Origin of the sequence: Primorskyibacter marinus, assembly GCF_003313245.1 — a bacterium.
GTDB lineage: Bacteria > Pseudomonadota > Alphaproteobacteria > Rhodobacterales > Rhodobacteraceae > Primorskyibacter > Primorskyibacter marinus.
In genome coordinates this window covers 57,932-77,559 of the sequence record NZ_QJSD01000011.1, presented here as the reverse complement: position 1 = coordinate 77,559, position 19,628 = coordinate 57,932, and the positions used below count along the sequence as shown (strand labels likewise).

General features: G+C 59.8%; 16 protein-coding genes and 1 pseudogene. 8 read left to right on the top strand and 9 right to left on the bottom strand.

The window, feature by feature from the left end:
• Positions 1-27: 27 nt before the first annotated feature.
• The 3 genes from DMZ65_RS13505 to DMZ65_RS13495 form a co-directional block, all read right to left on the bottom strand.
• On the bottom strand, positions 28-1,623 hold the full coding sequence (locus DMZ65_RS13505) for a TRAP transporter large permease (protein WP_116599409.1): 1,596 nt from the start codon (positions 1,621-1,623) through the stop codon (positions 28-30).
• A complete protein-coding gene (locus DMZ65_RS13500) occupies positions 1,623-2,393 on the bottom strand; it encodes a TRAP transporter small permease subunit (protein ID WP_116599408.1) in 771 nt (256 codons plus the stop codon). The genes DMZ65_RS13505 and DMZ65_RS13500 overlap by 1 nt, the downstream gene beginning before the upstream one ends.
• Before the next feature lie 149 nt (positions 2,394-2,542).
• Entirely contained in the window at positions 2,543-3,556 is a 1,014-nt protein-coding gene (locus tag DMZ65_RS13495; protein ID WP_116599407.1) for a TRAP transporter substrate-binding protein, read from the bottom strand.
• Positions 3,557-3,764: 208 nt separating this feature from the next.
• Here DMZ65_RS13495 and DMZ65_RS13490 point away from each other — a divergent pair, with 208 nt between their 5' ends.
• Complete coding sequence (locus tag DMZ65_RS13490; RefSeq protein WP_116599406.1) at positions 3,765-4,475, top strand: GntR family transcriptional regulator; 711 nt, start codon at positions 3,765-3,767, stop codon at positions 4,473-4,475.
• Positions 4,472-5,317, top strand: a complete 846-nt coding sequence (locus tag DMZ65_RS13485) for a fumarylacetoacetate hydrolase family protein (RefSeq protein WP_116599405.1) — start codon at positions 4,472-4,474, stop codon at positions 5,315-5,317. Before DMZ65_RS13490 ends, DMZ65_RS13485 begins: the two co-directional genes overlap by 4 nt.
• A 310-nt stretch (positions 5,318-5,627) precedes the next feature.
• Here the strand turns inward: DMZ65_RS13485 and DMZ65_RS13480 are convergent, their stop codons facing one another.
• Together DMZ65_RS13480 and DMZ65_RS13475 are read right to left on the bottom strand one after the other, a co-directional pair.
• Positions 5,628-6,575 (bottom strand): 2-hydroxyacid dehydrogenase, encoded by a 948-nt coding sequence (locus DMZ65_RS13480; protein ID WP_116599404.1) that lies wholly within the window; start codon positions 6,573-6,575, stop codon positions 5,628-5,630.
• A 16-nt stretch (positions 6,576-6,591) separates the two neighbouring features.
• Complete coding sequence (locus DMZ65_RS13475; RefSeq protein WP_116599403.1) at positions 6,592-7,761, bottom strand: pyridoxal phosphate-dependent aminotransferase; 1,170 nt, start codon at positions 7,759-7,761, stop codon at positions 6,592-6,594.
• 468 nt (positions 7,762-8,229) lie between these two features.
• Between DMZ65_RS13475 and DMZ65_RS13470 the strand changes: the two genes are divergently transcribed.
• Genes DMZ65_RS13470 through DMZ65_RS13460 form a run of 3 tightly spaced genes read left to right on the top strand, consistent with a single transcriptional unit; the run spans position 8,230 to position 10,125 of the window.
• On the top strand, positions 8,230-8,700 hold the full coding sequence (locus DMZ65_RS13470; protein ID WP_157960630.1) for a hypothetical protein: 471 nt from the start codon (positions 8,230-8,232) through the stop codon (positions 8,698-8,700).
• On the top strand, positions 8,700-9,104 hold the full coding sequence (locus DMZ65_RS13465; RefSeq protein WP_116599401.1) for a phage holin family protein: 405 nt from the start codon (positions 8,700-8,702) through the stop codon (positions 9,102-9,104). Before DMZ65_RS13470 ends, DMZ65_RS13465 begins: the two co-directional genes overlap by 1 nt.
• Positions 9,094-10,125 carry a DUF3618 domain-containing protein gene (locus tag DMZ65_RS13460; RefSeq protein ID WP_116599400.1) on the top strand — a complete coding sequence of 344 codons (1,032 nt, stop codon included), beginning with the start codon at positions 9,094-9,096 and terminating at the stop codon, positions 10,123-10,125. Before DMZ65_RS13465 ends, DMZ65_RS13460 begins: the two co-directional genes overlap by 11 nt.
• A 293-nt stretch (positions 10,126-10,418) precedes the next feature.
• On the opposite strand, the gene DMZ65_RS13455 is transcribed toward DMZ65_RS13460, so the two are convergent.
• Together DMZ65_RS13455 and DMZ65_RS13450 are read right to left on the bottom strand one after the other, a co-directional pair.
• Positions 10,419-11,654 (bottom strand): saccharopine dehydrogenase family protein, encoded by a 1,236-nt coding sequence (locus DMZ65_RS13455; RefSeq protein ID WP_116599445.1) that lies wholly within the window; start codon positions 11,652-11,654, stop codon positions 10,419-10,421.
• Between the two features lie 66 nt (positions 11,655-11,720).
• Positions 11,721-12,815: a carboxynorspermidine decarboxylase gene (locus DMZ65_RS13450; RefSeq protein WP_116599444.1), complete on the bottom strand. Its 1,095-nt coding sequence runs from the start codon at positions 12,813-12,815 to the stop codon at positions 11,721-11,723.
• 370 nt (positions 12,816-13,185) lie between these two features.
• Between DMZ65_RS13450 and DMZ65_RS13445 the strand changes: the two genes are divergently transcribed.
• From DMZ65_RS13445 to DMZ65_RS13435, 3 genes are all read left to right on the top strand, one after another.
• The gene (locus DMZ65_RS13445) at positions 13,186-14,283 is read left to right on the top strand and encodes a D-alanyl-D-alanine carboxypeptidase family protein (RefSeq protein ID WP_116599399.1); all 1,098 of its coding nucleotides are present in this window, start codon (positions 13,186-13,188) and stop codon (positions 14,281-14,283) included.
• Between the two features lie 291 nt (positions 14,284-14,574).
• Positions 14,575-14,988 carry an MbcA/ParS/Xre antitoxin family protein gene (locus DMZ65_RS13440; protein WP_116599443.1) on the top strand — a complete coding sequence of 138 codons (414 nt, stop codon included), beginning with the start codon at positions 14,575-14,577 and terminating at the stop codon, positions 14,986-14,988.
• Positions 14,985-15,674 carry an RES family NAD+ phosphorylase gene (locus DMZ65_RS13435; RefSeq protein WP_198662701.1) on the top strand — a complete coding sequence of 230 codons (690 nt, stop codon included), beginning with the start codon at positions 14,985-14,987 and terminating at the stop codon, positions 15,672-15,674. The genes DMZ65_RS13440 and DMZ65_RS13435 overlap by 4 nt, the downstream gene beginning before the upstream one ends.
• A gap of 159 nt (positions 15,675-15,833) precedes the next feature.
• Here the strand turns inward: DMZ65_RS13435 and DMZ65_RS20145 are convergent.
• Positions 15,834-15,884 (bottom strand): annotated as a pseudogene (locus DMZ65_RS20145) (hypothetical protein); the annotation flags it as partial.
• A 207-nt stretch (positions 15,885-16,091) separates the two neighbouring features.
• Complete coding sequence (locus DMZ65_RS13425) at positions 16,092-19,535, bottom strand: pyruvate carboxylase (protein ID WP_116599397.1); 3,444 nt, start codon at positions 19,533-19,535, stop codon at positions 16,092-16,094.
• Positions 19,536-19,628: the final 93 nt, after the last annotated feature.

The following is a 19,628-nucleotide window of genomic DNA, read 5'->3' as shown; positions in this document are numbered from 1 at the left end:
TGGCCGCCGGGCCGGGTTTTTCAAGCGTTACAAGAAGAGTGTGACAATCGGCGGCCAGATCAGCAAGATCGCCAATGCAATCATCTGAATGGCGATGAACGGCAGGAACCCTTTGAAGATATCGGTCAGAGAAATCTCGGGCGGGGCCACAGATTTCAGGTAGAACGCTGCCGGACCAAAGGGCGGCGACAGAAAGCTGACCTGCATGTTCATGCAGAACACCACGCCGAACCAGATCGGAACGTAGCGCGCGTCGACATGCCCCAGAAAGCCGATCTCTTCCGCCGGAAGCCGAACCACGATGGGCAGGAAAACCGGCATGATCAGCAGCACAATGCCCACCCAATCCATGAACATCCCCATGATCAGGAAAATGAACATCATCACAAGGATAACCCCCATCGTCGGCATCTCGGCCCCGACGATCAGGTTGGCCACATAGGTCGGCCCGCCGGCCAGCGTGTAGGCCGCGGCCAGTGCCGCCGCACCGATCGTCACCCAGATGATCGTGCCGGTCGATTTCAGCGTGCGGATCAGGCTGTCCCAGACAATGTCAAAGCTCATCTCGCGGCGCAGCGCACCAATGACAAAGACCGCGACAACCCCCATGCCGGCGGCCTCGGTGATGCCGGTGATGCCGCCATAGATGGACCCCAGGACAACCCCGATCACCACGGTGGGCGCGATCAGGCCTTTGCCCATTTCCCAGCCGATGGCGGTACGTTCCCTGCCGACGATGACAAAGACAACCACCGCGAACAGGACAAACGCCCCGATCAACCACGGCAGATCCGACACCATGCCAAGGAAGATCGGATCAACCCCTTCGGTGACGATATTCGCACTGGTGACAGTGAAGAACAGCGCGCGCAGGATCAGAACAGCGGTGACCCACATGCCGAACCGCGCCAGAAACCCAAGAAACAGCAGCCCCTTTTCCTTGCCCTTCGGATCATCGGGATCGTCCGGCGGAAGCGGCGCAAGGCTCGGGTTCATCTGCGTGCGGATGATGATGTAGATGATGAAGAACGAGGCCAGCATGAATCCCGGCAGGAAGGACGCCGTGAACAGCGCCTTGATCGAGGTTTCCGTCACCAGCCCGTAGAAAATCAGCACGATCGACGGCGGGATCATCGTTCCGAGTGACCCGCTTGCACAGATCGTTCCGATCGCAAGGTTCTGGTTATAGCCAAGGCGCAGCATCTGTGGCAGGGCGATCAAGCCCAGCAGAACGACCTCGCCGCCGATGATGCCCGACATTGCCGCCATGATGACAGCCATGATCGAGGTCACAAAGGCGATGCCGCCACGGGTGCGTGACAACCACACGTTAAGCGAGGAATACATATCCCGCGCGATGCCCGATCTTTCCAGCAGCGCCGCCATGAAGATGAACAGCGGCACCGAGATCAGAACGTAATTCGTCATCTGCCGATAGACCGCCTGCCCCAACACCGACAAAGGCCCCTGCCCGAACGTGCGGAACAGAATGTCGACGTCGAACTTCAGCACAAGTGTGACCACGGCCAGAAAGGCGGATGCAAACCCAAGCGGCATCCCGATGGCGAGCAGCGCGAACATCCCCAGTAACAGGATCAGGGACAGTGTTCCGGTATCGACCATTACTTGTTCTCCTCAAGCGTGCGGCGGATATTTTCGATCTCCACCTCGTCGATATCGTCAGCGGCCGAATGATGTTCCGGCGACTTGTTCCAGTCGGCAATCAGGTTGGATATGGCCTGAATGGTCACCAGCACGATGATAATCAGGATCGCAGGCTTCACCGTGCCCGGAATGGGCGGATCCCAGGCGGTGCCGAATGTCTCCATCCGCAGAAAGCGGCGCAGGGCATCGTTATAGCCCCCCCAGATCAGTGCGAAGGTGAATGTGCAGATCAGCCCGACAGAGATCACGTCAGCGGTCTTCTGCATCCAGCGCGGCATGATGTCGTAAATCACATAGATCCGGATATGGCTGCGCTGCTGCATGGCATATTGCCCGGCAAGCAGGAACACAAGGGACGCGATCCACAGTGAAAGCTCGTTGGCCCAAAGCGTCGGCTTCGAGAAAACGTAGCGCGACACGACCTCGTAGAACATCACCAGCACGATAAACGCCACGGCGATCATCGCCAAACGCGAGCACACCAGCGACACGATGTCGAAGAAACCGTCCGGCCGGGCCTCGATCGCCGCTTTCGTGTCGGACAGATACAGCGACGCCGTCAACAGGGTCGCCGCGACCAAAGCGAGCATCAGCATGACCATGGGGCGCCCCGCCGGCCGGATCATTTCGTACATGCCGATTGCGTCGTCGGATACCAACGTATTGACGGCAAGGAAGGCGAACAACAGTGCCGTCAGCACCGAAAAGCCTATCATCGCCAGTTTCATGGGCCGCCGCAAAGGCCCCAACCACAGACTGTTGTTCTGTATCAAAATCAGCCACCCGCCTTTTGTCTCTGGTAAAAAAGAGCGAGCCTCCCGGCTGAGAGGCCCGCCATGTCAAATCCGTTCCGGACCCTGTTCAGAGGCCCGCAGAATTATTCGATCAGGCCCAATTGGGTCATGTATTCCTTATGACTTTCCAGAAGCTTACCGGCCTCTGGCGAGCGGGTGCCCCAGTCATCCCAAGCCACCTGAGCGGCGCGGCGGAACTCTGCCCGGTCTTCGGGGGACCAGTCGTAGATCGTCACGCCCTGCTCTTGCAGCGACGCGGCGGCCTCGGCATTGGCCTTCTCGTTCATCAAGGCGATCTGGAAAGACAGTTTCTGCCAAGCGGTGTCGATGATGCGCTGATGCTTCTCGCTCAGCCCGTCCCAGATGCCCTTGTTGCAGGCCAGATGGTCCGACGGCATCGAATGAAAGCCGGGATAGGTTGCATGCTTGACGATGTCATAGATGCCTAGGCCGACATTGTTGGCCAGGCCAGAAGCATCCGCCCCGTCGATGATACCGGTTTCCAATGCGGTAAAAATCTCGGTGAAATCCATGACGATGGGCGTGGCGCCCAATTGCTCGAAAATCTCTGTCTCCATCCCCGGAGGCGAACGGAATTTCCAGCCTTCCAGATCCTCGAATCCGGCCAGCGGCTTTGACGATGACAGAGCTTCCTGCCCGTAAAGCGACCAGCCGATCAGCTCCATGTCATTGGCGTTGTAAAGCGCCTGCGCGGCGTCGAAACCACCGCCATAATACAGCCAGGAATACTGCTGCCATGGCGTCTCATAGCCGCCCATGATGTCCCCGACGAACTGGAAGGCCGGGTTCTTGCCGGTCTGGTAGGCCCCGCCTGTGGCGTCGCAATCGACGATGCCGTTGATTGCCGCGTCGAATGTTTCGGTCGTGGCGACCACCGAGGACGAATAGAACATCTCGATGGCGATTTCGTTGCCCGACATGGTCTGTACGTCGTCAATGAACGTGGCCAGCATCTGGCCGGTCGGATGTTCGGACGCATAATGGGTCTGTATCCGCAGAGTCACATCCTGCGCGCTCGCCGTGCCGGCAAGCAATGCTGCCGCTGCGGCCGTTTTCATCATCTGAGCAATATTCATGTTTTCCTCCCTAAAAGACATGTTCTGCTTCTGTATGCTGCGATCTTGGTTCGCGGTGCCAAGTGGTATACCACCAGTATTGGCACGCTAACGATGTCGTTATCGACAATCAATCTTTTTTGGTATACCAAATAAAACAATATCGGCCGAAGATGGCAGCACGTTGAAAAATAAGACCTTTTCAAACTGTGGAGGTGAAGCGAAGACCATGACGGACAACAGCCTGGCCGAAAAAATCGCCACTTCGCTGCGCCGGGACATTCTGCGCGGTGCCCTCGCACCCGGTGCCCAGATCAAGGAACGCGACAGCGCGCAGGGGATGGGCGTCAGCCGCACGCCCATGCGCGAAGCGATCCGTATTCTCGCCAAGGAAGGGCTGGTAATGTTGCGCGCGTCGCGCAGCCCTGTGGTTGCCGATCCGTCTTTGAAAGAGGTCACAGACGCAATCGTCGTGCTGGCGGCGCTGGAGACGTTGTCGGGCAAACTGGCCTGCCGCAACGCCACCGATCAGGACATCGCAAACATCCGCGGTATCCACGAGCATTTCGTCAAGGCATACGATCATGTCGATACGCTTGATCTGTTCGAGATCGACATGTCATTTCACCTTGCCATCGCCAGCGCCTCGCACAATACTTCGTTGGCCGACACCCACCGCAGCTATCTTGAACGTCTCTGGCGGGCACGATTCCTGTCAGCGCGCAGACGCAGGGCGCGGGACCGCGTCCTGAAACAGCATGGCGAAATCATCGCCGGACTGGAGGCGCGAGACGTGATCCGGGTCACCGGCCAAATCGAGCAGCATCTGGAACACCTGGTGTTGAATATCGAAACTTATTTCGAAGAACGCGCGTCGGAAGAAGCATCCGACGCCGCGAAACACAGCAGAGACGACCAACCCCGAAAGGAAGAAAAATGAAACTACTCAGATTCGGCAATGCTGGACAGGAAAAACCCGGCTTGCTGGATGGCGACGGCAACGTCCGCGATCTGTCCGCCCATGTTGATGATTTTGCCGGGCCGACCGTGGCGCTTGAGGCGTTGGAGGCCCTGCGCGCCCTTGACCCCGCAGATCTGCCATTGGTCGCAGAGCCGGGGCGGATCGGATCTTGCCTCGCAAGCGTGCCGAACTTCTTCTGCATCGGGTTGAACTATACCAAACATGCCGAAGAAACCGGATCGAAGCCCCCAAAGGAACCGATCATCTTTTCCAAGGCCAGTTCTGCCTTGTCCGGACCGTTTGATCCTGTGATCATTCCGCGCGGCTCTGAAAAGGGCGATTGGGAGGTCGAGTTGGGCGTGGTGATCGGGCGCGACTGCCTGTACGTTTCCGAAGACGAGGCGCTGGACTATGTCGCGGGTTATTGCACCATCAACGACGTGTCGGAACGCTCTTTCCAGATCGAACGTGGCGGCCAGTGGATCAAGGGGAAATCGGCCCCGACCTTCGGCCCGGTTGGTCCGTGGCTGGTAACCGCTGATGAAGTCGGCGATCCGCAGAAGCTGGATGTGAAACTGACCCTGAACGGCGACGTCGTGCAGGATTCCAACACCTCCGACATGATCTTCACGGTTGCGCAGTGTATCTCGCATATGTCGCAATTCATGAAGCTGGTGCCAGGCGACATCATCGCCACAGGCACGCCGTCCGGTGTTGGCATGGGCATGAAGCCGCCGCGCTTCCTGCGCCCTGGCGATGTGATGGAGATCGAAGTGCAAGGGCTTGGCGCGCAGCGTCAGGATACCGTCGCCGCAAAATAACCAACGATCTGTCCGAGTGTTTCGGATCAGGCTGACGCCCGATCCGACCGGGGGGCGCGGGGCTAAACCCCGCGCCCCCCGGACGCTAGATACATATGAAATGCGCGTCTTTTCTGACCCTCACAGTCCGAGAAGCCGCTATCGGTGAAATTCGGGCTGATCTTTACGACATGCGCCTGTGCCGGAACACTGTCTGGCTGAAGAACCTGATTTCCGCCGCAACGGTTATTTGTCTCAAGACGCATGTCCGAGGCGGCAAACCGGTGCGCGGTCTCCCGCCCCTTTAAGTGGTTTCCAGACCGGCCGCTGCTTAATTCACCGGCGTTTTCAAAGGATCACCGGCAAGAAACGCCTCGATGTTTGCCAGTTGCAGCTTCGCCATACGGCCGCGCGTCTCGCTGCTGCCGGAGCCTTGATGCGGTTGCAGATGAACATTGTCGAGTTTCAGAAAGCGCGGATCGATCTTTGGTTCGTTCAGAAAGACATCAAGTCCCGCACCGGCGATCCGGCCTTCTTCCAACGCGTCGAGCAATGCGGCCTCGTCGATCGTGCTTCCGCGCGAAATATTGATGACAATGCCGCGCGGCCCAAGCGCATCTATCACCTGCCGGGAAACGTGCTTTTCCGTCTCGGCCCCGCCAACCAGCGCCACGACAAGAATGTCGACCGCTTCGGCCATTTCCTCGGGCGAGGCATGGAAGGTCCAGCCCGGCGTCTCTTTCCGGCTGCGTGATGTGTAATGGATGTCGCATTTGAAGGCTGCGAGCCGGTCGGCAATCTCGCGTCCGATGCGTCCCAGCCCGATGATGCCGACCGTGCTCCCGCTCATCTGTCGGTTCAGTGGCAGATTTTCACCGGCGGACCAACGACCCGACCGAACCAGATCATCGCCTGCCACCATGTTGCGACATTGCGCAATCAACATCGCGACGGCCAGATCGGCCACATCGTCGTTCAGCACGTCAGGCGTGTTCGTCACCTTGATGCCACGTTCGGTCGCGGCCGCGACATCAATCGCGTCATACCCCACGCCGTAATTCGCAATCACGCCAAGGTTGGGAAACAGATCCATTTCCGCGCCGCCAAGCGGGTGGTGTCCTTTCACGGCTATGGCGCGGACCGAATTGCGCACAGCGTCCGGCAGGGCAGCCATGTCGGACGGCCCGGCGACGAAGGCGGATCCCAGCGCAGTTTCAAGACGGGTGCGCTCTTGTTCGGAAAAGCTGTCACCAGAGATAAGAAGGATGGGGTCAGACATGGATAACCTCTTATTGTCAGAGTATTGCGGCGATACGTTCAATCGCGGAGCGTATATTCTCGGTTGAGTTGGCGTAGGAGAAACGCAAATATCCCTCACCGAATTTCCCAAAACTGGTGCCCGCAACCGTGGCAACGCCAGCCTCGTTCAGGAACCGGTCCTGCGCTTCGCGCGCGGTCATTCCGGTGCCTTCAATATTGGGGAATGCATAGAAAGCCCCCGCCGCATCCTGGCAACGAAAGCCCGGCAGGCCGTTCAACGCGTCCACGATCACCTGACGGCGAGCGTCAAACTGCGCCACCATCTCGTGCACCGCGTCCTGCGGGCCATTCAGCGCCGCGATCCCGGCGAATTGTGTGGCGGCGTTCACACAGGAATGGTCGTTGATACACAGCCGCGTGACATGTTCCACGCAGGCATCCGGCCAGACCGCATAGCCCAACCGCCAGCCGGTCATCGCATAGGTCTTAGACCAGCCATCCAACATGATCAGCCGGTCGCGGATTTCGGGGTATTGCAGCAGGCTGGTGTGTTCACGCCCGCCATAAAGCATGTTGGAGTAGATCTCGTCGGACATAAGCGCAACATGAGGATGCGCCTCCAACCCTTTCACCAGCTTGTCAATTTCCTCTTTTGGCGTGACGCCGCCGGTGGGGTTCGCGGGCGAATTGATGATAATCAGCCGGGTGCGGTCGGTGATCTGCGCCAAAAGCGCCTCGGCCGAGAAGGCAAACCCGTTCTTTTCTTCCAGCGCGATCGGCACCGGCGTGGCACCGGAATAGCGGATCACGGATTCGTAGATCGGAAAGCCGGGATTGGGGTACATGATCTCGACGCCGGGTTGCCCGAACATCAGCACCGCAAAGAACATCGTGGGCTTGCCACCGGGCACGACGACGACGTTGTCCGGGTTGACCTCAACCCCGTGGCGGCGGTGCAGATCGGCTGCCACGGCTTCGCGCAAGGGCAACAGCCCGTTGGCTGGGGTATAGCCGTGATGGCCGTCCTGAAGCGCCTTGATGCCTGCCTCGACGATATGGTCCGGCGTGCGAAAATCCGGTTGGCCGATGCCAAGATTGATGATGTCGCGCCCCTCGCCCGACAGCTTTGCGGCACGCGCCAGAACTTCGAACGCGGATTCCGTTCCCAGCCGTCCCAGCGAGTCGGCAAATTTCAACTGTGTCATCTGAGCTCTCCCTACTGCCACCAGCGCGAACGCCCCTGTCCCGCATGTCTGATTTGAACAGGTTTCGGGCATTTACGCGGGCTTGGTATACCAAACATCCGGGCACGGCAATCGCGCCGAAACACATGCCGCGCAAGAGGGGCACTGCAAGACAAGCACCAACGACAGAGGGCAAGTGATTTCGGACATGCGAGCCTTGGCCGCAAGGTCTGGCACCGGGCCAAGTTTGACCGCAAGAAAGCGGAAAATGTGCAGATCAACCGTAAATAACGCATGAAATCCGCTTTGGTTCCGGTCAAAAACTGGCCTTCGCGACCTTTCCCGAAATCCATGCGCTTCTTCGTTTTTTAGGTGCAAATCGTGGAACTTTAGCCCGTCGTCGCGCCTTCTTTCATCGACAGGCGGCCGCGATGGCCGTTGCAAACACCGCGCGAGGCAAAACGCGGAATGTTCAGAAGGATGGATATGATGACACAAGATGACACCGTCCAGAAAGACTACGAAAGCGCCAAGGCTGACGTGAAGGCGGCGGCAGAGGATCTGCGTGACGACGCCCGAGGCGCGGCGCGCCACATGCGCACCGAGGCGGAAAAGATTGCCGAGGGTCAGGCCAACGCTGCCCGCCAGCGTGTTGCCGATGAAGTCGGCAGTCTTGGGGGCGCACTTCGCAAGGCGGCCCGCGACCTTGAAACCGGCACGATTCAGGAACAGGCGATGTCGCGCGTTGCCGAAGGCATTGCCGACCTGTCCGACAACATCGCCACCGCAGATCTGCGCCAGGGTGTTGACGACATGGCCGGATATGCGCGCCGCCAGCCGGTGGCGTTTCTGGGGGCCGCGGCGCTGCTGGGTTTTGCCGGGGCGCGGTTCCTGAAAGCGTCGGACTACACGCCGCCGCGCGCCGACGACCTGTCGGAAGATTGGCCGGAGTATAGCTGATGACGCCAAACGACCATCCCAAGACCTCTACCGCATCGCTTCTTCAGTCGCTCATAGAGCAACTGTCCGGCTTGTTCAGAGGCGAGGTGGATCTGCTGAAAGCCGAGATGTCCGAGAAGGCATCCTCGCTAGGCGGAGCGCTGGGGTTGGTTGTCGCGGGTGTGGTGGTGACGCTGGTCGCGTTGCACGCATTCGCCGCCGCCGCCGTGTTCGGGTTGATGGAATACGGGCTGCATCCCGGCCTTGCCGCGCTGGCGATCGGGGCCGTGCTCGCGCTGATCGCGCTGATCATGGTGAAGATCGCCGTCGCCAGAATGAAAAACATGTCGCTCACACCCGAGCGTACCGCGAATAGCGTCCGCAAGGACGCAGATGTCATAAAGGAGAAAACCCATGCCGGTTGATTCAAGCGAACTCGAACGTGAACTCGAACGTCGTCGCGCCCGTCTCGGTGCGACTCTGGAAGATCTCGGCGACAGGTTGTCGCCCGAAAAGGCCCTGCAAAACGCTTCGGAAATGGCAAATGATCTGGGCCATTCTGCCGTGCAGGTTGCCAAGCGCAATCCATTGGCATTGGCCCTTGTCGGTGCCGGTGTAGCGCTAGCCTTGTCGAACGCCGGCCCGACTGCCGGACAAATCCGCCGCGGCGGTGAGCGTCTGGGCGACAAGGGTCGCGATCTGGGGCGCAACCTGCGTGATCGTCTGCCCCAGTCCGACGATGATGGTGACGATACGATTCAAGCCGGTGCCGTGACCGGGCATACAGTCCGCGCAACACCGATGATCGACCGAAGGTCGCCAGCGTGGATGGCCGATATGCATGATACTCCCGCGGTATCGCAAAGCCGCATCGAAGAGCTGCGCGAGAATGCCCGCGCCAAGGGCGAAGAAATCAGCGACGCGGTCGCCAGCCGCCGGGCACGTCTTGTCGCAAAGGCCGAACGGTTGCGCGAAAGGTTTGCAGAAGGCACCGACCATCTGAGCGCCGAGGCCCGCAACCGGGTGGTCGAGGCACGCGAGCAGGCCTATGTGCTGAGCCGCCGCGCTCAGGATGCGGCCAGCGAAGGGGCAACGAAGGCGCGCGGCTTCTATGAGGAACACCCCTTGGTGGTGGGCGCGCTGGCCATCGCCGGTGGCGCGGCTGTAGGCGCGCTGTTGCAACGCACCGACCGTGAAAACCGGGCCTTCGGTGGGTATTCCGACCGTTTTGTCTCCGAGGCAGAGCGTGTGTTCGAAGAGGAAAGCCGCAAGGCGCTGGACGCCGGGCGCGCCGCTTATGAAGAAGGCAAAGCGACGCTGAAGGAAAAAACCGGGGATGCGTCGGCAGCGGACGTCAAGGACGCAGCCGAAGAAACCGGAAAACGCGCCGCACAAGCCGCCAAGTCAACGGCAAAAGATGAGGGGCTTGGCAAGCCTACCCACTAGTTCAAGGTTTTTTTAATGAGTTCGCCCGGTGCCCTGCGCACCGGGCTTTTTTGTTATGCGCTCAAGACATCGCGCGGTTTGGGCCGAGATGTGCAGAACCGGGCATCGCGAAAATACGCAGTTTGCAGTTATGCCGGGGTCTTTAAGCGGATCCGCATATCTCGTTGAAAGATCTGTCAGCGCGTGTTCGGGCGGGGCTATGGGCCGGATGAACAGCCCACAGCCATTGATTTGGCCTTCCGCAAGTCAGCACCAGCAGAATGCGGAAGGCACTACAGCACCTTTGACCTATCCTAGGCGTTCCACGGCCGATCGCCGCTGTCGTCCCGGATCATGGTCGGCAGCCCCATACGGTCGAGCAGCGTGAAGAACGGTTTCGGATCCAGTTCCTCGACATTTTTCATCGTCTTGGCATCCCATTCGCCCGAGGCGACCAGCATGGCCGCAGCAACCGGCGGCACACCGGCGGTATAGCTGATACCCTGACTACCCACTTCCTTATACGCTTCGGCATGATCGGCGACGTTATAGACAAACAGCTCGACTTCTTTGCCGTCTTTCACGCCTTTGACAAAATCGCCGATGCAGGTTTTTCCGGTATAGCCCGGCGCGAGCGAGGCCGGATCCGGCAGCACCGCCTTGACCACTTTCAGCGGAACAACCTCCTGCCCCTCGGCGGTCGTCACCGGTTGTTCGGACAGAAGCCCTAGGTTTTGCAACACGGTAAAGACATTGATGTAATGCTCGCCGAACCCCATCCAGAACCGGACATCTGCTTGCGGATAGTTGGCCGAAAGCGAATGCACCTCGTCATGCCCGGACATATAGGCCATCTGTTTGCCGACAACCGGCAGATCCCATTCGCGGCCGACCTCGAACATGGCGTTTTCCTGCCATGCGCCATTCTGCCAGGAATAGACCGTCCCGGTGAATTCGCGAAAGTTGATCTCGGGGTCGAAATTGGTGGCGAAATACTTCCCGTGTGAGCCTGCGTTGATGTCAACGATGTCGATGCTGCGCACCTCGTCCATCCGGTCGGCGGCAAACCGGGCAAAGGCGTTGACCACACCCGGATCAAAGCCTGCACCAAGGATCGCGGTCACGCCCTTTTCGGCGCAAAGATCGCGCTTTTTCCATTCGTAATTGCCGTACCAGGGCGGCGTTTCGCAAATCTTGTCAGGGTCTTCGTGAATCGCCGTGTCGATATAGGCGGCACCGGTTTCAATACAGGCATCCAGCACCGTCATGTTGACGAAGGCCGATCCGACATTGATCACGATCTGCGCGCCGGTCTCGCGGATCAGCGCCGCAACTGCGGCACTGTCCATCGCGTCAACCTGATGGGCGGCAAGCACACCGTCCTGCTTCATCGCAGATTTCTCGTTGACCGAAGCGATGATCCCTTCGCATTTGGACAAGGTCCGGCTGGCGATATGAATATCGCCCAACACATCATTGTTCTGCGCACATTTATGCGCAACGACCTGAGCAACGCCGCCGGCGCCGATGATGAGAACGTGTTTTTTCAACTGACAGAACCCCTTTTTCGTTCGCAAGTATTCCTGGCGCGTAATTTTAACGCCCATGCGCGAGAGTCACGACAAGGCCGCCGCAAAATCGCCATATGTGAAGTCGCGGACCAGCCGCTCTGTCCCGTCCATCTCGCGAATCGCGATGGCGGGCATTTTCACGCCATTGAACCAGTTTTTCTTGACCATCGTATAGCCACCCGCGTCTTGCATCGACAACCGGTCACCGGGTTTCAGCGGCGCAGGAAAGCGGAACTCGCCAAAAATATCGCCCGCAAGGCAGGATTTGCCGCAAATCATCCACTCTTCCGGCCCGTCATTCGGCACCACCTTGGCGCTTTCGCGGTAGATCAACAGATCAAGCATATGTGCCTCGATCGAGCTGTCGACGATGGCAAGGTTCTTGCCGTTGAAAAGCGTGTCCAGAACCGTGACTTCCAGCGTGGTTGAATTGGTGATCGCGGCCTCACCCGGTTCCAGATAGACCTGCACCTCGTTCTCGCCTGCGAAGCGCTTCAGCCGCTCGGCCAGTTTGTCCAACGGATAGCCTTCACCGGTGAAATGGATGCCCCCACCAAGGCTGATCCAGCCCATCCGACGGATCAACGCGCCGAAACGGTCTTCGATCAGGTCAAGCATCTCGTCGAACCGGGCAAAGTCGCTGTTCTCGCAATTGTTGTGGAACATGAAGCCGCTGATAAGGTCCGCGACGGGTTCGATATCCGCAGGGTCATGCTCTCCCAACCGACTGAACGGGCGCGCGGGATCGGCCAGATCAAAACCGGATGTGGACACGCCCGGATTGACGCGCAGCCCGCGAACATGATCGCGGCTGATGGTCTCGAACCGGCGCAGCTGTGCTGCGGTGTTGAAGATCACCTTGTCGGAATTGGCCAGCACCTCGTCGATCTCGTGATCGGCCCAAGCGACCGAATAGGCATGTGTCTCACCCGGAAACTTTTCGCGTCCAAGTTTCACCTCGAACAGTGAACTGGAGGTGGTGCCGTCCATATACTCGCTCATCAGATCAAACACCGACCATGTTGCGAAACATTTCAACGCCAGCAGCGCCTTGGCACCTGATGCCTCGCGCAGCCACGCGATCTTTTCGAGGTTCGGCAGCAGCCGCGACTTGTCGATCAGATAATAGGGTGTGTGCAGCATGTCTTTCGCCTTCCGATACGCAGGCACGGAACTGGCGGTATAGGCGAATTGGACCGGTGGAACAAGCCACCGGAGCGCAAGGACCCCTTGGCCAGCGAGGCAAGCGCATCTCATCTGATGTGCCTTTTGGCACGGCGTTGCGAGCGGAGGTCGCATGTAGCGGATCGGCATTTTCGATCCTCTGTCATAGACGATCTACCCACCCCATCCGACACCGCGTCGGACAAGATTCACTGTCCATAAACCCTGACGCCTTAAGACCGTCGCAGGAAGGGTGCGGGACAGATCTGTCATCGCCCGAACCATTTGAGGGCGAAACATGCGCGGTGCAAACCAATATTCAAAGCGTTTATGTCTCCGCTTCGGAATGGCATTAAAACGGCTCATCCCGTTGCTTTTCCTGTTGTTTCCCTTCGCCGCCGGTGCCGCCCCCCAAGCCGCGTTGCTCATGGACACCCGCAACGGTCAGGTCTACCTAGCCGAGGATGCCGACAAGCAACTGCATCCCGCCTCTCTGACCAAGATGATGACGCTCTACATCGCGTTTCAGGCGGCGGGTGCGGGCGAGGTTGATCTTGACGCGCAAGTCACCGTATCGGCCAAAGCCGCGGCAGTGACGGGGTCGTCATTGCATCTGCAAACAGGCGAAAGGATCAGTCTGCGCGACCTTGTAACCGCCACCGCAATCAAATCCGCCAATGATGCGGCCACCGCGCTGGCAGAGGCAATTTCGGGCACTACCGAAAATTTCGTCGCCCGGATGAACACCACGGCCGCGCGGATCGGCATGACCCGGACACATTTTCGCAACCCCCACGGGCTGACGGCGGACGGCCATCTTTCGACCGCGCGGGACATGTCGCTGCTGGCGCGCCAATTGTTCTTCGATCATCCGGCATATTTCGACCTGTTCAGCAAGGTTCACGCATCGGCAGGCGGACGCAAGATCGCGCATACCAACCGTCGGTTTCTGGGTGCCTATTCCGGCGCTGACGGGATCAAGACCGGCTACACGCGCGCCGCCGGATACAACCTGACCGCCTCGGCGCAGCGTGGCCAGAAACGTCTGATCGTGACCGTATTCGGGGCGCGCTCCTCCGCCGATAGAACCGCTCGCGTCGCGGCATTGATGAACAAGGGATTTCGTGCTGCCCTGCCTCAGGTCGAATGGGTTCCCCCTGCCCCATCACGACCGAACCTGCCTGGCCACCCGGCCGCTGTCCCTCTTCTTGTCAGCACGCATATGGGGACCAAACCCGTGCGAGGCCCGCAAGTTGATGGCACACCACATCCCAAAGCCAGTCGGTTCGGATCAGTCCTCAACCAGGCCAAAACAGCGCGCTTGACGCATTCCGCGGGCGATATGGGATTGTTCAGACCGGACAGAAAGACAACAAACGCGCCGCTCCCCGCCCTGCGCGCTGCCAGCCTTGGCGGAGTCAGCCTTGGAGCCATCCTACGATAGCCCAGTGTTCAGTCCCGGCACCTGGTGGATCGCATTGACGGTGAGTCGAACGGGGTCTGACGTCCGGATCCTACAGATGTATGCATAGGGCGTGATGCCGCTGAATGTGTTGCGCCTTCAGACGAAATTGTGGGCCGCCATGACGTCGGCGAGGTGCGCTCGCAACTGATCGTGGTTGTCGGAATGGAAAGTGCGACCGTGGCGCTGACGCACGCGCGCAGCGATCTCATCGCAAGCCGCCCCTTGCCAAATGGCATTTATTATGTATATATATGCCACAGGAGATTGACCATGCAGTTTGCCACGATTGAACCCACCGCGTCGCGCCCGGACCTTCCCGCCATCACGGAGGAGGAGGCCGCAGCCCTCGCGCGCACCACCGTCAACCTGTTTCGCGCCTGGCAACTCAGCGATATTGAGGCCCGCACGCTGCTGGGCGACATGGCTCAGCGCACCTGGGCCCGCTGGAAGGACGGCAGCATCGGCCGGATCGACCGCGATCTGCGGGCGCGCATGGCGATCCTGATGGGGATCCACAAGGGCTTGCGCTATCTGTTCACCGATCCCGCGCGCGGCTATGACTGGATCAGAAAACCAAACGCAGCCTTCAACGGTCAAAGCGCGCTCGACATCATGATGCGCGGCGAGATCACCGACCTGATCGACCTGCGCAGCTATCTGGATGCCGAGCGCGGGGCGTGGTGACCGCACCGGTGCGCCGCGTGATCTGGCCGCGCACAGCCCGGATCATCCGCTCGATCTATCCGCCGATTGATCTGTTCGAGGACATTGCCGACCCTGCCGATTGGGAGGCGCTGGCCTCGGCCGAGGCCAAGTTCAACCCGCGCATCCGCGACAGCATCGGCGATCTCGCGAAGGTCCCCGTGGCCCGACGCGTCACAGGCACCGGTGCAAGCTGGGTCATGGCCCCCTTTGTTCACTGCTCGCCGTTGCGGCCGGGGCGGTTCAGCGATGGAACGTTTGGCCTGTATTACGCGGGCGACAGCACCGAGGTCGCGATTGCCGAAACCATCCATCACCACACGAAAACCATGCTGGCCACGGCGGAAGCCCCGGGCTGGACATCGCAGTTTCGCGAGTTGATCGGTTCGGTGAACGCCGATATGGACGACGTGTCGGGCTTAGGCGACCTGCTGGACCCTGACGATTACGGACCGTCGCAGGTGTTCGGTGCCGAACGGCGCGCGGCAGGCTCGAACGGCATAACCTGGCCCAGCGTCCGGTTTGCGGGCGGCAACTGCATCGCCGCATTCTGGCCCGATGTGGTTCCGATCCCCGCACAGGGGGCGCATTTCGCCTACCACTGGAATGGCAGTGCGGTTGACTACATCAAGAAGCTGGATACCGGTGATATGATGCGGGTTCGATGACCGCTCGTCGGGCGCAGACAGCCGAACCGCGCAACCGCTGGAACTGCCCTTCGCGAATTCTTCCGCCACTCTCCCATGATATTCGCTGATAAACAGATTTGACCAATGCCTCACGATCTTTCGGGCTTGGACAAAGTTGCCGAAGATATGCCCATTCAGACACGCATCTCGCAGACGGTCATTGCCGCTTTCCACGAATGCGTTTTGCATTGGCTCGCCGGGGGCGATGCAGTGCCAGCCGATACCAGCCCCGCTTTGACCTCGGGCGGCACTCAACGTCACGACCGCGCCGAGCGCCTGTGTTTGGCGCGGATCAGCTTCACCCCTTCGACACCGCCCGATGGGTCACGCATTGCCAAACACGCGTAAACTTGTGTCGTCGCCCCGGTTCGGCAAGGTTCCGGGGCGACGAATTTCCTAGGCTTCGTATTCGACCAGCAGATCCTTGGCATCAATCTGGGCACCGGGTTGGACATGCACGGCCGCAACCACCGCGTCACGCTCTGCATGGATGCCGGTTTCCATCTTCATCGCCTCGATCGTCAGCAGCAGGTCGCCCTGCTTCACGGGACGTCCGGCCTGCGCCACGACAGAGGCCACGACACCGGGCATCGGGGCTCCGACATGGTTGGCATTGCCCAGTTCCGCCTTGGACCGTGCAGCGGTGCTGGCCTTGGACTTGCGGTCCGGCACGCGGATCACGCGGGGTTGGCCGTTCAGTTCGAAGAACACCCTGACTTCGCCGTTTTCGTCGGTCTCGCCCAGGGTCTGAAGGCGGATCTCCATAGTCTTGCCGGGATCGATCTCGGCCGAGATTTCTTCGCCCGGCTCCATCCCGTAGAAGAACGTCCGCGTCGGCAATGACCGCACCGGACCATAGGTCTGGTGGCGCGCCATGTAGTCCAGAAACACCTTGGGATACATGAGATAGCCGTTCAGATCCTCATCATCCACCTCTGCCCCATCAAGAAGATCCGAAAGCTCCTTGCGCTTGGCGTCCAGATCAACGGGCACAAGATGTTTGCCGGGACGCTCTGTGTTGGGCTTTTCGCCTTTCAGGATCTTCTTGAGGATACCGTCCGGGAAACCGCCCGGAGGCTGGCCGAGGTTGCCGCGCATCATGTCGATCACCGAATCCGGGAAGGCCACATCGGTCTTGGGATCCTCGACCTCGGCGCGGGTCAGGTTCTGACTGACCATCATCAATGCCATGTCGCCCACCACTTTCGAGGACGGCGTCACCTTCACGATATCGCCGAACATCCGGTTCACATCGGCATAGGTCTGGGCGACCTCATGCCAGCGTTCCTCCAGCCCCAGGCTGCGGGCCTGCGCCTTGAGATTGGTGAACTGGCCGCCGGGCATCTCGTGCAGGTAGACCTCGGATGCGGGGGCCTGAAGACTGCTTTCAAAGGCCGCGTATTTGCCGCGCACGGCCTCCCAGTAGTTGGAGATTTCGCGCACCGCGCCAATGTCCAGCCCGGTGTCGCGCTCAGTCCAGCGCAAGGCCTCGATCACAGAGCCGAGCGTTGGCTGGCTGGTATTGCCAGACAGCGCGTCCATGGCCGCGTCCACCGCATCCACCCCGGCCTGCGCCGCGGCCATTACGGTGGCGATCGCGGCACCGCTGGTGTCATGGGTGTGGAAATGGATCGGCAGGCCCACCTCTTCCTTGAGCGCGGTGATCAGCGGCCCGGCTGCGGCGGGCTTCAACAGCCCTGCCATGTCCTTCAGCCCCAGCACATGCGCGCCCGCGGCCTTCAGCTCCTTGCCCATGGCGACATAGTATTTCAGGTCATACTTGGCGCGATCCGGGTCGTTGATGTCGCCGGTATAGCAGATCGTGCCTTCGCACACCTTGTCGCTGTCCAGAACCGCGTCCATCGCGACGCGCATGTTCTCGACCCAGTTCAGGCTGTCGAAGACGCGGAACACGTCGACGCCGGTTTCCGCTGCCTGTTTGACAAAACTCTGCACCACATTGTCGGGATAATTGGTGTAGCCCACCCCGTTCGAGGCACGCAGCAGCATTTGCGTCATCAGGTTGGGCATACGCGCGCGCAGATCGCGCAACCGCTGCCACGGGCATTCCTGCAAAAAGCGGTAGGCCACGTCGAATGTGGCACCGCCCCAGCATTCGACACTGAACAATTGCGGCAGGTTGGCCGCATAGGCAGGTGCGACATTGATCATGTCGATCGAGCGCATCCGCGTGGCCAGCAACGACTGGTGGCCGTCGCGCATGGTGGTGTCGGTGATCAGCACCTGCTTTTGCGCCGCCATCCAGTCGGCCACGGCCTGCGGGCCTTTTTCTTCCAGCAGGTTCCGCGTGCCCGGCACAGGCTCACCACGCACTTGCGGAGCACGCGCCGGTTTAAGGTCCGAGGCAGGCAGCACACGGCCTGCCGTCTCGGGATGGCCGTTCACCGAAATGTCGGCGATATAGGTCAGCACCTTAGTGCCCCGGTCGCGCCGTTTGGAGAATTCGAACAGCTCGGGCGTCTCGTCGATGAACTTGGTGTGATACTGGTTGTTCAGGAACGTCGGATGCTTCAGCAGGTTTTCGACAAAGGCGATATTGGTGCTGACGCCCCGGATACGGAATTCACGCAAGGCACGGTCCATGCGCGAAATCGCCTTTTCCGGCGTCTGTGCCCAGGTCGTCACCTTTTCCAACAAACTGTCATAAAACCGCGTGATGACCGCGCCGGAATAGGCCGTACCGCCATCCAGCCGCACACCGTTACCGGTGGCAACGCGGTAAGCAACGATCCGTCCGTAATCGGGGATGAAATTGTTCTGCGGATCCTCGGTGGTGATCCGGGTTTGCAGCGCATGACCGTTGAGCCGAATGTCATACTGACTGGCCTTGCCAGTTGCCTCGGCAAGCGATTTGCCCTCGGCAATCAGGACCTGCGCCTGAACGATGTCGATTCCGGTGACTTCCTCGGTGACGGTGTGTTCAACCTGCACGCGGGGATTTACCTCGATGAAGTAGAACTTGCCGGTGTCCATATCCATCAGGAATTCGACCGTCCCCGCACATTCGTAATTCACATGCGCGCAGATTTTGCGGCCAAGCTCGCAAATCTCTTCGCGCTGCGCCTCGGACAGGTAAGGTGCGGGTGCGCGCTCCACGACCTTCTGATTGCGGCGCTGGACCGAACAATCGCGTTCATACAGGTGGTAGATATTGCCGTGGCTGTCGCCCAGGATCTGCACCTCGACATGGCGGGCGCGGATGATCATCTTTTCCAGATAGCCTTCGCCATTGCCAAAGGCCGCCTCGGCCTCGCGGCGCCCTTCCAAGACCTTTTCCTTCAACTCGTCAGGGCCGTTGATCGGACGCATACCGCGACCGCCCCCGCCCCAACTGGCCTTCAGCATCAGCGGATAGCCGATCGCTTCGGCCTCTTTCGCAATGGCGTCGAAATCGTCGCCCAGAACCTCGGTCGCGGGGATGACCGGAACCCCGGCCTCTATTGCCACTTTGCGGGCGCTGGCCTTGTCGCCCAGGGCACGCATGGTTTTCGCCTTGGGCCCGATGAAGGTGATGCCGTTCTCGGTGCAGGCATCCACGAAATCCGGGTTCTCCGACAACAACCCATAACCGGGATGAATCGCGTCAGCGCCGCATTCCTTCGCCACGCGGATGATCTCTTCAATGCTGAGATAGGCGGCCACCGGCCCCATCCCTTCGCCGATGCGGTAAGCCTCGTCCGCCTTGAAACGGTGCAAACCCAGCTTGTCCTCTTCGGCATAGACCGCCACCGTGCGCTTGCCCATCTCGTTGGCGGCGCGCATGATACGGATGGCAATTTCTCCGCGATTGGCAATGAGGATCTTGTTGAAATCTGTCATCGTGGCGTTGTCCTGTACTTAAAGTCCGTTCGGCATGTCATTTTAGGCGCTTACAGTAGCGGCAGATTACAAAGATGCGAGCAGTTTTTTGCA

Excerpts from the sequence above, each read along its gene's own strand:
- DMZ65_RS13480 (WP_116599404.1), bottom strand. The coding sequence starts at position 6,575 with ATGTCTGACCCCATCCTTCTTATCTCTGGTGACAGCTTTTCCGAACAA.
- DMZ65_RS13460 (WP_116599400.1), top strand. The coding sequence starts at position 9,094 with ATGCCGGTTGATTCAAGCGAACTCGAACGTGAACTCGAACGTCGTCGC.
- DMZ65_RS13495 (WP_116599407.1), bottom strand. The coding sequence starts at position 3,556 with ATGAATATTGCTCAGATGATGAAAACGGCCGCAGCGGCAGCATTGCTT.
- DMZ65_RS13425 (WP_116599397.1), bottom strand. The coding sequence starts at position 19,535 with ATGACAGATTTCAACAAGATCCTCATTGCCAATCGCGGAGAAATTGCC.
- DMZ65_RS13475 (WP_116599403.1), bottom strand. The coding sequence starts at position 7,761 with ATGACACAGTTGAAATTTGCCGACTCGCTGGGACGGCTGGGAACGGAA.
- DMZ65_RS13490 (WP_116599406.1), top strand. The coding sequence starts at position 3,765 with ATGACGGACAACAGCCTGGCCGAAAAAATCGCCACTTCGCTGCGCCGG.
- DMZ65_RS13440 (WP_116599443.1), top strand. The coding sequence starts at position 14,575 with ATGCAGTTTGCCACGATTGAACCCACCGCGTCGCGCCCGGACCTTCCC.
- DMZ65_RS13500 (WP_116599408.1), bottom strand. The coding sequence starts at position 2,393 with ATGAAACTGGCGATGATAGGCTTTTCGGTGCTGACGGCACTGTTGTTC.
- DMZ65_RS13485 (WP_116599405.1), top strand. The coding sequence starts at position 4,472 with ATGAAACTACTCAGATTCGGCAATGCTGGACAGGAAAAACCCGGCTTG.
- DMZ65_RS13470 (WP_157960630.1), top strand. The coding sequence starts at position 8,230 with ATGACACAAGATGACACCGTCCAGAAAGACTACGAAAGCGCCAAGGCT.
- DMZ65_RS13445 (WP_116599399.1), top strand. The coding sequence starts at position 13,186 with ATGGCATTAAAACGGCTCATCCCGTTGCTTTTCCTGTTGTTTCCCTTC.
- DMZ65_RS13505 (WP_116599409.1), bottom strand. The coding sequence starts at position 1,623 with ATGGTCGATACCGGAACACTGTCCCTGATCCTGTTACTGGGGATGTTC.
- DMZ65_RS13465 (WP_116599401.1), top strand. The coding sequence starts at position 8,700 with ATGACGCCAAACGACCATCCCAAGACCTCTACCGCATCGCTTCTTCAG.